Annotated in this window: 11 protein-coding genes; all 11 read right to left on the minus strand. The window is 65.5% G+C overall.

Annotated features, from left to right (window positions below):
- Positions 1–478: 478 nt before the first annotated feature.
- Positions 479–3,337: a hypothetical protein gene (locus ASC98_RS30530; protein ID WP_157597805.1), complete on the minus strand. Its 2,859-nt coding sequence runs from the start codon at positions 3,335–3,337 to the stop codon at positions 479–481.
- 14 nt (positions 3,338–3,351) lie between these two features.
- Positions 3,352–4,560, minus strand: a complete 1,209-nt coding sequence (locus ASC98_RS16590; RefSeq protein ID WP_056820241.1) for a Druantia anti-phage system protein DruA — start codon at positions 4,558–4,560, stop codon at positions 3,352–3,354.
- Between the two features lie 172 nt (positions 4,561–4,732).
- Positions 4,733–5,878 (minus strand): Fic family protein, encoded by a 1,146-nt coding sequence (locus ASC98_RS16595; RefSeq protein WP_056817416.1) that lies wholly within the window; start codon positions 5,876–5,878, stop codon positions 4,733–4,735.
- 47 nt (positions 5,879–5,925) lie between these two features.
- Positions 5,926–6,603 (minus strand): cysteine hydrolase family protein, encoded by a 678-nt coding sequence (locus ASC98_RS16600; protein WP_056817413.1) that lies wholly within the window; start codon positions 6,601–6,603, stop codon positions 5,926–5,928.
- A complete protein-coding gene (locus ASC98_RS16605) occupies positions 6,600–8,168 on the minus strand; it encodes an ABC transporter ATP-binding protein (protein ID WP_056817411.1) in 1,569 nt (522 codons plus the stop codon). Before ASC98_RS16605 ends, ASC98_RS16600 begins: the two co-directional genes overlap by 4 nt.
- Before the next feature lie 8 nt (positions 8,169–8,176).
- Positions 8,177–8,950, minus strand: coding sequence for an ABC transporter ATP-binding protein (locus ASC98_RS16610; protein WP_056817408.1), 774 nt, complete (start codon positions 8,948–8,950; stop codon positions 8,177–8,179).
- Entirely contained in the window at positions 8,947–9,717 is a 771-nt protein-coding gene (locus ASC98_RS16615) for an ABC transporter permease (RefSeq protein ID WP_056817404.1), read from the minus strand. The genes ASC98_RS16610 and ASC98_RS16615 overlap by 4 nt, the downstream gene beginning before the upstream one ends.
- Positions 9,718–9,735: 18 nt before the next feature.
- Complete coding sequence (locus ASC98_RS16620) at positions 9,736–10,704, minus strand: ABC transporter substrate-binding protein (RefSeq protein ID WP_056817401.1); 969 nt, start codon at positions 10,702–10,704, stop codon at positions 9,736–9,738.
- Positions 10,705–10,825: 121 nt separating this feature from the next.
- Positions 10,826–11,518, minus strand: a complete 693-nt coding sequence (locus tag ASC98_RS16625) for a cysteine hydrolase family protein (RefSeq protein WP_056817398.1) — start codon at positions 11,516–11,518, stop codon at positions 10,826–10,828.
- Positions 11,515–12,438 carry an ABC transporter permease gene (locus ASC98_RS16630; protein WP_056817396.1) on the minus strand — a complete coding sequence of 308 codons (924 nt, stop codon included), beginning with the start codon at positions 12,436–12,438 and terminating at the stop codon, positions 11,515–11,517. The genes ASC98_RS16625 and ASC98_RS16630 overlap by 4 nt, the downstream gene beginning before the upstream one ends.
- The gene (locus ASC98_RS16635; protein ID WP_056817394.1) at positions 12,435–13,472 is read right to left on the minus strand and encodes an ABC transporter permease; all 1,038 of its coding nucleotides are present in this window, start codon (positions 13,470–13,472) and stop codon (positions 12,435–12,437) included. The genes ASC98_RS16630 and ASC98_RS16635 overlap by 4 nt, the downstream gene beginning before the upstream one ends.
- Between the last annotated feature and the right edge of the window lie 45 nt (positions 13,473–13,517).

Below are 13,517 nucleotides of genomic sequence, written 5' to 3' on the forward strand. Positions count from 1 at the left end.
GCCTCCAACGCCTCACCAGACAGGGCTGTGACCCGTCGGGACGCTCCCTCGTGAACGACACGCCCTCGTAGTGCGGGTAGCCCTTCCAATTCTTCCTCGTTCGCAACGCCGAAGAGCTGTGCGACCCCTTCAGAGAGCATCGCGAATGACGGGGGCGCTGGGAATAGCCAGCCTTTGGGCAACTCTTCAGCATAGGTCACCTGGCCGGGCTCCAGAAGGTCGCCGGTGGCAATCAGAGACTCAAGAACCTCCGTTAGTCGGACTGACACTTTGGAAGACTCTGCAACTAGGCCCCTCAGGCACCGCTCAGCTTCTCTCAGCAGGGCGAAGGGCCGGCAGGGGCAGGTGGACCAAGCGACAGCTCTGAGCAACTGAGCCAGCATCGCTGCGTCAACTGCCTGGCCGTCCTTTGCCGGCGCGAGATCCAGTGCCGCGCGAGCGTTTGAGAGAACCTGGTCTGGCGAAATCAGTCTCACAGCTATACCCAATCGCGCGCCAATAGTTGACCACGGCTGCCGAGGACAAGCGCCAGCAGCCGGGCCGACTTCACCAAAGGCTTCTGATTGACGATAGCGTCAATTCGAGGGCAGGCGTCCTCGCCAGCCCAATCGACAAATCCACAAGGAGCCATTGCAAGACGAAGCGCAAGTTCGCACAGAGCACGGTCATTGCATATCGAATATGGACCGACGTGGTCGAGGAGATGGTTGCAGGTCTCCTGAATTGAGCTGGTGACGACTGCTTCAGCTTGGCGTACCAATCCAATTGCGAAGGATGGGTTGTGCCACACCGCGGCCTCCAAGGATTCCCTCACTGACTGCTGCCCACCGGAGTCTATGAAGGCAAGCTCGCTCCTTGCCCACCAATCACCGCACATGGTGGCATACAACTGCCGATGCATTTCGCGAAGCACCTTTTTCTTTCGATGCTCTGCGAGCGGCCCGATAAGTCTGGCATCGGTCCAATCTCGAATCCAGTATAGAAGCTCCACAACCTGTTGAGCGTTTGACAGGTGCGGAGCAAGCATCGGAGCGCTGTGCTGCCAATCGGCCAGAGACATCGTTGCGGGGGGCGCGTTGACAATGATGGCGCTTCTGTGGCCGTTCGCGGCGACAACATAAAGTCCACCGTCGCCTTCCACGTGGATGCAGTCCGCCTGCGGGCCTTCCCAAGACGAGAGCCGCCGCGATGGCTGCACGAATGGGGCGTGATAGGCACGGACGGGGTCGGTGTGGTCGGTGTCGTCCACCAGATTTAGGCGCACCAGCTTCGAGCTACGAGACACCTGCCATCGAATCGGTGAGACCGAATGCCTTAGCGAGATCGTGGCCTTGCCGAGTTCATGTCCGTCAATGACGAGCCGTCCTTCACATGCTTTGAAGTAGGCCTCGCCAACCGCATCGGTAACGTCGTGGCGAATGTTCACGAGTTGCCGCCAAGCCGCCCGATCCACCGGCAGCCCCAACTGGCCAAGTTCCTCGCTGTGAATGACAGCCCCTGAGCCATTCAGCAGTTCGAGTCGGAAGTCGACCGTGCGTCCCTGTGGCCCGTGCACAGTGCATGTCGCCAAGCCACTCATCATCGAGTCGAGACTCGCACCGTCGGGGTCAGCAGCCACAACCAGGACAGGAGCATGGCGTCGGCTGGCGTACCCGCTTACAGGGGTGCGGACTGCCAGCGAGAAGGAGCGTTGACTTGCCTGCGTTCTGAGCTTCGACGTTCCATCAGCCGAGCGGAACGTTGCTGCGATAGCGACGTGATGCAACCCCGGAGGTAGCTTCTCGAGCTCTACAAAGGAAACTTTGCGGCCATTGATGCTGAACGTCGTGCCCCTGCCGTCGATGCTCACTGAAAAACCGTTACATGTCTCATCGTGCTCGATGCCGAGCATCAATGGAAGGCGTGCGGACCATTCGAGAACATCAGCATTTCCAAGTCCGAGTGCTGGTAGCCCAGCTGACCAAACAAGCAGTCCTCGAGTTGCGGACAGCCCAAGTTCGTGGAGGCAACGGGTAGAGTCAGCTGTCGCTTGAATGGGCACATTGAGGAGATGAGCCGTCCCGCCTTTTACGTCCACCGCGACTGGGACGAGGATTTCGCTCGCTGTGAATTCACCCGAGTGCACTACGATGTAGGTGCATCCCGGCCTTACGTTCCCCCACTTGGCTTGGTATGCGTCGCCATCTTCGGCGACACGAAAGAGCCACGGCTTAGAAGCAACGCGGCACTTCTCGTCGATTAGTTGAACCGTTCCTTCTTCGCGCTCTTCGAAGCGAATCCAGGAGGTACCTTCCGCTGGCCAATCAAGTAGACGCTTCTGCTGCGCTCCGAAAAGCAACCATCGTCTGGTTTGCCAGACATCCTCTGCACCTCTTATCTTGCATCGCGTGCGCCGGATAAATCCATCGATGTTCGGATTGTGCCGAGCCCAACCTGAGAACGACGGAACTTCCACGAATCCTTCCCATGAGCCACCCTTGGACCGGCGAAGGCTGACTGTTGGCACAACACAAAGTGCCTCAGCCGCTTCTTCAGCTTTCTTCCTATCGAGCTGCTCCCGCTTGGCGTCCTCTGAGCGCTTGAAATTCAGGCGTATCCGGACATCTCTTGCAACCGCGCGGGCCTCCTTTAACCAAGCCTTTGCGTCCCAAGAGGCCTCGAGGTCTGACACGATTCTTGCCAGCGTGGAAGGAAGCAGGACTGTATCGGCTTCCTCGGCTTCGGGAACTAGCAAAGCTCGCGCGATGAGCCCCACCAACTCTTCGTGCTCTAGGAAATTTCTAAAGCGGGCAGACGCTCCATCTGCGTGTCGGGCAACCAACGAGCCTAGCTGCGCCGCTGGTTGATTGGTGGCTTCAGCTATCTCATAGCGGGAATCAAAGAGCGCTCGGGCCATCTGTGACTGAAGGTCGCGAGGCAAAATCGCCTGCGTGATTGGCCAAGCGATGATTGAGAACTGTCGCGCCCAAGAGCCTGTAGGTGTAGAGGCCCCGAATTTTGATTTGAATCGCTCAAAGAAGCTGCGCAGGAAGCGACGGCGATTTACGTCCTGCGTCCAGTGGGGTGTTCTCCTCTCGAACGACTGCCAATACTCTTCGCCGTCATAGTCGTATCCAAGCTCAGTGGCGTAGACCACCCAAAGTAGCCAGAGGGACGAGAATCTCCCGCCGAATTCGAGGCTCTTGCGCAGCCCATTCGCTACATCTCTAAGTTGGTTCTTGCTGAGATTGTGCTCAAGCGTGAACAACGGCAATCCAAAACTTCGCCTCTCGGAGGCAAGCCCGTCAAAGTGCTTCTCGACGGCTGCCTGCAGGAGCTCCAAAGAGTTGGCGTTCATGGAGCTCATCCCAACTAGGTGTTTCCTGTGTTTCGCCCCGCCTCGGTCATGCTCTGGGTTGAACCGAGGCGAATGAGATCTCGTAGGCCGCTGCTGCTCCAATCATGATATTGAGGCCGCCGTTCCCCCCGGCCTTTCATCCATCGTGATACAGCTAGCGCGCCGACGTCCTTTACCGAAAGCAGCTCGGACAGGAGTGGGCGCTTAGCCTCCCCTCTCAGAATCTTCAGGCTGTTGCTCGCGGTTGCACTAAGAAAGACTTCGCGCTGAATTCCATGTTTTAGGACGTCTTCCTTGAACCCAAGAGCGCGAAGCGCAGCACGGACCGTTCGCAGGCGCCAGTTTGGCCCCTCTCCGAACGCATGCATATCCGCATACCCATGATCTATGCTGCGCAAATAGACCCGCATTTCATCGAATAGATCATCCGGTATATGGAAATGCCCCCATCCACCGGTAAACCCTATAGACGTGAAGTACGACGTGTCACCGAGTCTTAGTCGGTTATAGATGGATGAGCGGCCCATTGAGGAAGACGTTGTGACAGCGAGCAGCCTAGCGTTCTTTGACGCGCCGGAGATGATGCCCTCCTTTCCGCCGTATCTCATTCGGAAGTCTTCGTAAACCTCACGTGTGCGGACAAGACAAGCTACGAGCTTGCCACCAAGCAGCATGTTGTACGGCGGCACTGCTCCGAGGACGTACGCATCCATCAAATTGACGAGCCGCTGCTCTCTGTCCGCGATGCTCCACCCGATATGACTGTCCCGAGCGCCCAAGTTGTACACCGGGTCCCCAATTGCGAAGATTCCAATCAGCTTGCCGTTGCTCTGGTCGACCACCAGATAGCGCATACGGCGACCGAAACCAGCCGATACCGGCACGGACCAAGTGAGTGAAGCTAGCCGAAATAGACGAGCGTGTAGCCCTTCTCCCGTCACAGGCTCCAAAACAGGGCGAATGGCTTCCGGTCGTACATCGGCGCCGGAAGCGAAATACCTCTGGAGGTTGGGTAGATTGGCGGAGACAAATGCAGCATTCTCAGCCAGCTTGTCCTCACGCTGTTTTCGATGCAGCGTTCGCACGGTGTCCTTTGAGGCGTCAGGCAGTACGAGAGCACCACTCTCATCTTTCGTGAAGCCTAGGTCGATGAGGTGCTTTCGAAGATGGCGCTTAATGCGCGCCTCAGGCGTAAAAGCCGCTACAGCATTCTTGACCGTCATACTGTTCTCGCCATCGCCTCCCGAGCGCGGTATCTGATAGTAACCGAGCGCGGCTGTCGCCAGTACGACTTGCGGGCGCGCCGATGGCGGACTACGTGTGCCGCTTGGCGGGCATAGAAGAGCAGGCGTATCCGAGTGCGTGGGCGGTCCTACGACCGAGCCCTTCCTGGATTCAACGCGCCAACAACTCGATGTACGCCCGGTAGCTGAAACTGCGATTCTTCTTCTGCCCGGTCAGCTCGGTCACGATCCCCTGGTCTTCCAGCAGATTTACCGCCGCGGTCGCCGTCGGGAAGGTGGTGTCCAGCTTCTGCCGCACCTGCTCGATCGTGAAGCGTGGCATCACCGGCAGCAGCTCGAACAGGCGCAGGCTCACGGCACCGATCCGCGGCACCGCCAGCAGGCGACGTCGATCGGCCGCCACCAGGCTCGCTATCGCGACGATGCCGCGCTCAGCTTCGTTGGCCGCGGCCTCGACGGCCTCCAGGAAGAAGCCCGTCCACCCTTCCCAGTCGCCGTCGGTGCGCACGGCGGACAAGCGCCGGTAATACTCGCGCTGGTGTTGCTTCAGGTAGCCGCTGAGGTACATCAACGGCTCGCGCAGCAGGCCCCACTGCTCCATCAGTGCCGCGATCAGCAGGCGGCCGATGCGGCCGTTGCCGTCGAGGAACGGATGGATGGTCTCGAACTGGACGTGCGCCAACGCCACCCGCACGATCGGCGGCAGCGACGGTTCAGGCTCGTGGATGAAGCGCTCCAGGTCGCCCAGCAATTCCGCGACGCGCTCGGGCGGCGGCGGCACGAACACCGCGTTGCCCGGGCGCGTGCCACCGATCCAGTTCTGCGAGCGGCGCAGTTCGCCCGGCTGCTTGCCGGTGCCGCGGGCGCCATCCAGCAACAGGCGGTGCGCGTCGCACAGCAGGCGCACGCTCACCGGCAGGCCGTGCGGGTCGCGCAGGTTCTCGCGCACCAGGCGAAAGGCGCGCAGGTAGTTGGTCACCTCCTCCACGTCGTCGGCGTTGGCGATGGCCAGGCCCGCTTCGTCGTCGAAGAGATCCGTCAGCGTGGCCTGCGTGCCTTCGATCTGCGAGGTGAGCAGCGCTTCCTTGCGGATGGCGCTGTACAGCAGCCATTCGACCGACGGCACCAGGCCCGACACGCCCGACAGCCGGGCCAGCGCCAGCTCGGCGCCGCGCGACCGGGCTTCGCAGGACTCCGGCGCCAGCACCGGGCGCACCGGCGGCAGCGGGCGCGGCACGAAGGCCCGCACGGCCTCACCTGCCGTGGTGCTCCTGACGTAGGTGCCGGTGCTGCGCATCGTATGAAAGCGGCCTTGAATGAGGCGCTATCATACTAAAGACTTCTTTAATTTGCGGCCTGCCTTTGAAAGGCCGCTTGAACAGCCCGCAGCGACGCCGTCCACCCGACGATCCCGCCCTGCGCGCGGATCATCGCGAGCGTCGCCGCCTTGAACTGCGGGAAGTACGACCCGGTCGCCTCCTCGACCAGCAGGCATTCGTAGCCGCGGTCGTTGGCCTCGCGCATCGTCGTCTGCACGCACACCTCGGTCGTCACGCCGCCGAAGATCAGGCGCGTGATCTGCTGGTCCTGCAGCAGCTCGGCCAGCCGCGTGCCGTAGAACGCACCCTTGCCCGGCTTCGCGATCACCACATCGCCGGGCTCGGGCATCAGCTCGGGCACGAAGCCCGCGCCCGGTTCGCCGTCGATCAGGATGCGGCCCATCGGCCCCGGGTCGCCGATGCGCAGGCTCGGCTTGCCGCGCAGCCGCTTGGCCGGCGGGCAGTCGGACAGGTCCGGCCGGTGGCACTCCTGCGTGTGCACCACCAGCACGCCCATCGCGCGGCACAGCGCCACCAGCTCGGCCGCCGCCGGCACCACCGGCGCCAGCAGCGAGACGTCGTTGCCGAGCGCCGCGCCGAACCCGCCCGGCTCGATGAAATCGCGCTGCATGTCGATCATCACCAGCGCGGTGTGCGCCGGCTCGAACTCGAACGGGCCCGGCAGGGCGTCGACCTGGATCATCGATGGCTCCCGCCCATGAACCCGCCCAACACGTGGCGGTCGGCCTGCAATGCATCGGCCTCGTGCACGATGCGCCCCTCGCTCATCACCGCGATGCGGTCCGACAGCGCCAGCAGTTCGTCGAGGTCCTCGCTGATCAGCAGCACCGCACCGCCGCGGTTGCGCACGTCCATCAGGCGCTGGTGGATCTCGGCAACCGCCGCGAAATCGAGCCCGAACACCGGGTTCGACACGATCAGCACCTCGGCCTCGTCGCTCAGTTCGCGCGCCAGCACCGCGCGCTGCACGTTGCCGCCGCTCAGCGTGCGGATCGGCGCCAGCTCGCCGCGCGTCTTGACGCCGAACTCTGCAATCAATCGGCGTGCGCGCTCGCGCAGCGCCGACGTGCGCAGCCAGCCACCGCGCGCGGCCGGCGCCTGGTCGAAGGCGCGCAGGCCGATGTTGTCCGACACGCTCAGGTCGCCGACGCAGGCATTGCGCAGCGGCTCCTCCGGCAGGCTGCGCACCTTCAGTCGCCGGTTCTGCGCACGCGTCGCGGCGAAGCGCTCGCGCTGCTCGCCGTGGCCGACCCACACCTGGCCCGACACCCGGCGGCGCTGGCCGACCAGCGCCTCGGCGAACTCCCGCTGGCCGTTGCCCGACACGCCGGCCACGCCGACGATCTCGCCGGCATGCACGCTCAGGTTCAAGCCGTCGACGGCGGTCTGCCCGCGGTCGCCGTCGACCGTCAGCGATTCGATCGTCAGCCGCGCGGCACCCCGCTCGTGCACCGCCCGCTGCGGCGGCGCGAACTCGCGCTTCGACACGGCAGCATCGGCATCGACCGCACCGACCATCTCGGCCGCCAGCTGCCGCGGATCGGTCTCGGCCACCCGGTGCGCCGCCACCAGCCGGCCGCGCCGCAGCACGCTGACATCGTCCGCATACGCCATGACCTCGCGGAACTTGTGCGTGATCAGCACGATGCTGCAATCGCCCGCCTGCGCGCGCTCGCGCAGCAGGCCCAGCACCTCGTCGGCCTCCTGCGGCGTCAACACCGAGGTCGGCTCGTCGAGGATCAGGAGCCGCGGCTTCAGCAGCAGCTGCTTCAGGATCTCGAGCTTCTGCTTCTGCCCGGCCGACAGCTGCTGCGGCGTCGCATCGAGGTCGAGCCTGAACGGCGTCGTCTCCAGGAAGGCGGCCAGCTCGGCACGCACCGTCGGCCAATGGATGACGGCCGGCAGCCGGCCGCGCGCAAGCAGCAGGTTCTCGGCCACCGTCATGCCGGGCACGACGGTGAAGTGCTGGTAGACCATGCCGATGCCGAGCTCGCGCGCGACGACCGGCGACGCGATGTCGCGCTCGCGGCCGTCGATCAGCACGCTGCCCTCTTCGGCGCGCTGCCAGCCGACGACGCACTTCACCAGCGTGCTCTTGCCGGCGCCGTTCTCGCCGAGCAGCGCGTGCACCGTGCCGGGCCGCACCGCGAGCGACACGCCGTCGAGCGCGGTGAAGGCGCCGAAGCGCTTCGTCAGTTGATAGGTGTCGAGCGCCAACGCACCGGTCGGTCGCGCCACCGGGTCCATCGGTGCGGTCACGCCTTCATCTCCCTGCGGAACACCTCGAGCGTGTGCGCCTTCACGCGCACGAAGCGTTCGTCGGCCACCGCCTCGGGCAGCCGCGGCCGCGGCATGTCGAAGGGCACGAACTCGGCGATGCGCGTCGGCCGGCGCGTCAGCAGCAGGATGTGGTCGGCCAGGAACACCGCGTCTTCCAGGTCGTGCGAGACGATCACCATCGTCACGCCGGTCGCGAGGTGCGCCTCCTGCAGCTTCTCGCGGATGAACAGCGTCATCTCGAAATCCAGCGCCGAGAACGGTTCGTCGAGGAACATCACCTCCGGCCGCGGCGCCAGCGCCCGCATGATGCACACCGTCTGCATCTGCCCGCCCGACAGCTCGTACGGGTAGCGCTTCAGGTCGAAGCGGATCTCGAACAACGCCACCAGCTCGTCGACCCGCGCGCGCACCTGCGCCTCCTTCATGCCCTTGCGGCGCAGCGGGTAGGCGATGTTGTCCCAGGCGGTGATCCATGGGAACAATGCGTCGCGGTAGTTCTGGAACACGTAGCCGATGTCGGTCTGCTTCAGCGTCTTGCCATCGAACAGGATCTCGCCGGCGTCCAGCGGGATCAGCCCGGCGATCATGTTCATCAGCGTCGACTTGCCGCAGCCGTTGGGCCCGAAGATCGAGACGATCTCGCCGCGCGGCAGGTCGAGGTCGAAGCCGGTGTACAGCGGCACGCCGGCGAACGACTTGCAGAGGCCGCGGATCGTCACGTGCGGCAGGTTCATCGGACGGGCGTTCATGCCTTGCCGCTCCAGTGGATCAGCTTCTTCTCGACCAGCAGGAACGCGAGGTTCAGCAGGTAGCCGAGCGCGCCGGTGATCAGGATCGAGGTGTACATGTCCTTCACGTTGAACACCTGCTGCGCATCGATGATGCGGTGGCCGAGCCCGGTCTCGGAACCGATGAACATCTCGGCGACGATGACGATCACCAGCGCCATCGAGACCGCGCTGCGCAAGCCCACGAAGGTCTGCGCGAGGCTCTCCATCAGCATCACGTCCTTGAACACATGCCAGCGCGACACGCCCATGATCTGCGCCGCCATCACCCGCGTCTTCTTCGCGTTCATCACGCCATACGCGCTGTTGAACAGCACGATCAGCATCGCGCCGAAGCTGGCGATCGCGATCTTGTTGATGTCGGTGATGCCGAAGATCAACATGAACAGCGGGATCAGCGCCGAGCTCGGCGTCGAGCGGAAGAAGTCGATCACGAACTCGACGCTGCGGTACGCCAGCTCAGAGCTGCCGAGCAGCACGCCCAGCGGCACGCCGACCAGCACCGCGATGCCGAACGCGGCCAGCGTGCGCCAGAGGGTGGACAGCAGGTCCGGCAGGATTGCGCCGCTGGTCACTGCGCCCCACAGGTAGGCCAGCGTCTCGCCGGGCGGCGGCAGCAGCACCGGCTTGATCCACCGGGCCGAGATCACCAGCTCCCACAGGCCGAACAGCAGCAGCGGGCCGACCAGCGGCAGCAGCCGTCGGTCCATCAGGCGCGAGACGTTCATGGCGTGCCCTCCGGATGATCAGGCGGTGTAGAGCAGCGGCTTCACCGGCACCGCGCGCGAGAAGATCTTGCGCTCGGTGAACACGTCGAAGAACTTCTGGAACGCGTCGATGTCGCTGGTCTTGAACTCGTTGTAGAGCGTGAAGCCCGACAGCGGCACTTCCTTCACCAGCGACGCGTCGATCGACGTGAAACCGTCGAGGTGGTTGCGCGATTCGTCGGGGTTCTTGCGCACGTGCTCCACGGCTTTCGCATACGCAGCGATGTACTTCTTCGCGTCGGCCGGGCGCTCCTTCAGCAGCGTGCTCGTCACGCTGGCCGAGCCGCCGAACCACGGTGCGTCGGCATCGCCGAGCACGTACTTGCTGATCACGCCGGTCTCGAGCACGCGCGTCAGGCCCTTCAGCCGGCCCGCGGTGCCGGTGGGCTCGAGCGTGTAGACCGCGTCGATCTGCCCGCCGACCAGCGCCGGCACGTGCTGGCCGACCGGCAGCTCGGTGACCTGCGGGTTCGTGACGCCGTTCTTCTCGAGCATGATCTTCGCGAGCGTGACGTTCTGGATGCCGGGGCCGCTGGCGATGCGCTTGCCCTTCAGGTCGGCGAGCGACTTGATCGGGCTGTCCTTCGCGACGACGAACTCGTCGAGCACCAGCTTGTGGTTCGACGGGTTGCTGCAGATGATCTTGAACAGGCCGGGCGAGGTGATCTCGGCCAGCGCCAGCACCGCCGATGCGGTGCCGTTGGCCGAGCCGTGGATGCGTCCGGAGATCATCGCCTCGGCCACCTGCTGGGCGCTGGAGAACTTGACGCCCTCGACGTCGAGGCCGGCCTCCTTGAAGGTGCCGAGTTCGAGACCGGCATACAGCGGCAGGCCGCTCGCGATCGGCCAGTAGCCGATCAGGATCTTGTCGTCGGCGGCGCGGGCGAACGAGGCCGCGCCGAGCGAGGCGGCGGCGAGGGTCTGCAGGGTGCGGCGGCGGGTGATCATCGTGGCGTACTCCTGGGGATGTGTTTCTGTGCGCCGGCTTCGACAGGCTCAGCCCGAACGGAACCAATCCGTTCGCCCTGAGCTTGCCGAAGGGTTGCCCTGAGCCTGTCGAAGGGCCTGCTCATCCAGCCAACCCCGCGATCAGCGCAGCCGAATCGGCGACCGCGCCGAACACCCCGCCCTGCATCGTCACCATCTTCAGCGCCGCGAGGTGGTTGCCGAGGTCGGTGGCCGCGGTGCAGTCAGCCACGATCAGGCACTCGTAGCCGCGGTCGTTGGCGTCGCGCATCGTCGTGTGCACGCAGACGTCGGTCGTGATGCCGGTCAGCACCAGGTTGCGGATGCCGCGGGTGCGCAGGATCAGGTCGAGATCGGTCGCGTAGAAGGAGCCCTTGCCGGGCTTGTCGATCACCGGTTCGCCGGGCAGCGGCGCGAGCTCGGGGATGATCTCCCAGCCGGGCTCGCCGATCGTCAGGATGCGGCCGCAGGGCCCGACGTCGCCGATGCCGATGCCGTCGGTGCCGATCCGGCGCGAACGCCAGCGCTTGTTGGCCGGCAGGTCGCTCAGGTCCGGGCGATGGCCTTCGCGGGTGTGGATCAGCAGGTGGCCGGCGGCGCGCATCGCCGCCATCAGGCGCTGCAGTGGTTCGATCGGCGCGCGCGTCAGGCCGATGTCGTAGCCCATCTTGTCGACGTAGCCGCCCTTGCCGCAGAAGTCGACCTGCATGTCGATCACGATCAACGCGGTGTTGTCAGGCCGCAGGTCGCCGTCGAATGGCCAGCGGTACGGGTCGGCCTGCACGAAGCGGCTCATCGAGAAACTCCCAGTTCGGCCGGCGCACCCTTGACGGCGCGCGTCGGCGAGCAGGTCCACACCAGGATCGCGAGCGTCAGCACGTACGGCACCGCGTTGAACAGGTGGTAGCCGCCGCTGATGCCCACCGACTGCAGCGCCGGCCCGAGCGCGCCGGCACCGCCGAACAGCAGCGCCGCACCCAGGCAGCGCCAGGGGTTCCAGCGCGCGAAGATCACCAGCGCGACCGCGATCAGCCCCTGCCCGCTCGACAGGCCTTCGTTCCAGCTGCCCGGGTAGTGCAGCGACAGCGAGGCACCGCCCAGCCCCGCGATGAAACCGCCGGCCACCGTGGCCGCGATGCGGATGCCGTTGACCGAGTAGCCGAGCGAGCGCGCCGCATCGCTCGAATCGCCGGCCATGCGCAGCACCAGCCCGAAGCGCGTCGACCGGAAGCCCCACGACAGCAACGCCGCGAGCGCGACGCCGACCGGGAACAGCGCGTTGATCTGCAGCGCCGAGCGGATCTGCGCCGAGCTGCTCCACTCGCCGAGCGCCAGCGCGGGAATCTGCGGCGCCTGCGGCTGGATCAGCGGCTTGCCGAGGTAGAACGCCAGCCCGCTGCCGAGCAGCATCAGCGCGATGCCGGTGGCGATGTCGTTGACGCGCGGCAGCGAGCACACCAGGCCGTGCAGCAGCGCGAGCGCCGCGCCCGACAGCCCACCGACCAGCACGCCGATCCAGGCCGAGCCGCTGAGGTACGCGCCGCCGAAGCCGCTCATCGCCGAGAACACCAGCACGCCTTCGAGCCCGAGGTTGATGCGGCCGGCCTTCTCGGTGACGCATTCGCCGAGGCTGACCATCAGGAACGGCGTGCCGACGCGGATCGCGCCGCCGAGCACCGCGATCAGTACGTTGAGGACAAGCTCAGTCGTCGTCATGACAGCGCCTGGGCAGCGATCGGCGTCGCGGTGGGCAGCGAGGCCGGCATCGCCCGCGCGACGAACAGCTTGCCGCGCAGCGCCTCGCTCGCGAGGATCAGCAGGAACGCGAAGCCCTGCAGCACCAGCACCGACGCATCGGGCAGGTCCATGCGCCGCTGCAGCAGGCTGCCGGCCGCGCCGAAGCCGCCGAACAGCACCGCCACCGGCATCACGGCCCACGGGTTGTGGCGCGCGACGAAGGACACCAGGATGCCGCTGTAGCCGAGGCCGGCGATCAGCGCGGCGTTTGCGCTGGTGTGCACCGCCAGCACCTCGATGCCGCCGGCGAGCCCGGCACACGCACCGCCCAGCGCGCAGGCGATGACGATCAGCCGCGTGCCCGGCAGGCCGACCAGCAGCGCGGCGCGGGCGTTGCCGCCGACCACGCGCGTCGCGAAGCCGGACGGCGTCTGGAACAGCCACAGCCCCGCTGCGATGCAGGCGACGACGCCGAAGGCCAGGCCCCAGTGGATGTCGCTGCCGCCGATGCCGCCGATCAGCAGCGCGTCGGCGATCGGCCGCGTCGACGGCTTGTTGAGGCTGGCCGGGTCGCGCAGCGGGCCTTCGACCAGGTGCTTGAACAACGCAACGGCGATGTACGCGAGCAGCAGGCTGCTGATGGTTTCGTTGACGCCGCGCCGCTGGCGCAGCAGGCCGACCAGCGCGATCCAGCCCGCACCGGTCACGCCGGCCGCGGCCAGCAGCAGGGCGCTGCCGAACGCACCGGCCGGCGGCGTGACGACGTACGGCAGGGCCGCGCCAGCCAGGCCGCCCAGCACCAGCGCGCCCTCGCCACCGATCACCACCAGCCCGGCGCGTGCGGGGATCGCGACGCACAGCGCGGTGAGCATCAGTGGGGCCGCGCGCTGCAGCGAGTTCTGCCACGAGAACCAGTCGCCGAACGCGCCCTTGAACAGCAGCGTCCACGCGTCGACCGGGCTCTTGCCGCCGACCCAGACGAACACGCCGAACAGCAGCAGCGCACCGCCCATCGCGAGCAGCGGCAGCGCGACGGACTCCAGCGATTCGGCAGTTCG

The organism is Rhizobacter sp. Root1238 (assembly GCF_001425825.1).
Lineage (GTDB): Bacteria > Pseudomonadota > Gammaproteobacteria > Burkholderiales > Burkholderiaceae_C > Rhizobacter.

Excerpts from the sequence above, each read along its gene's own strand:
- ASC98_RS30530 (WP_157597805.1), bottom strand. The coding sequence starts at position 3,337 with ATGAACGCCAACTCTTTGGAGCTCCTGCAGGCAGCCGTCGAGAAGCAC.
- ASC98_RS16590 (WP_056820241.1), bottom strand. The coding sequence starts at position 4,560 with ATGACGGTCAAGAATGCTGTAGCGGCTTTTACGCCTGAGGCGCGCATT.
- ASC98_RS16595 (WP_056817416.1), bottom strand. The coding sequence starts at position 5,878 with ATGCGCAGCACCGGCACCTACGTCAGGAGCACCACGGCAGGTGAGGCC.
- ASC98_RS16600 (WP_056817413.1), bottom strand. The coding sequence starts at position 6,603 with ATGATCCAGGTCGACGCCCTGCCGGGCCCGTTCGAGTTCGAGCCGGCG.
- ASC98_RS16605 (WP_056817411.1), bottom strand. The coding sequence starts at position 8,168 with ATGGACCCGGTGGCGCGACCGACCGGTGCGTTGGCGCTCGACACCTAT.
- ASC98_RS16610 (WP_056817408.1), bottom strand. The coding sequence starts at position 8,950 with ATGAACGCCCGTCCGATGAACCTGCCGCACGTGACGATCCGCGGCCTC.
- ASC98_RS16615 (WP_056817404.1), bottom strand. The coding sequence starts at position 9,717 with ATGAACGTCTCGCGCCTGATGGACCGACGGCTGCTGCCGCTGGTCGGC.
- ASC98_RS16620 (WP_056817401.1), bottom strand. The coding sequence starts at position 10,704 with ATGATCACCCGCCGCCGCACCCTGCAGACCCTCGCCGCCGCCTCGCTC.
- ASC98_RS16625 (WP_056817398.1), bottom strand. The coding sequence starts at position 11,518 with ATGAGCCGCTTCGTGCAGGCCGACCCGTACCGCTGGCCATTCGACGGC.
- ASC98_RS16630 (WP_056817396.1), bottom strand. The coding sequence starts at position 12,438 with ATGACGACGACTGAGCTTGTCCTCAACGTACTGATCGCGGTGCTCGGC.
- ASC98_RS16635 (WP_056817394.1), bottom strand. The coding sequence starts at position 13,472 with ATGGGCGGTGCGCTGCTGCTGTTCGGCGTGTTCGTCTGGGTCGGCGGC.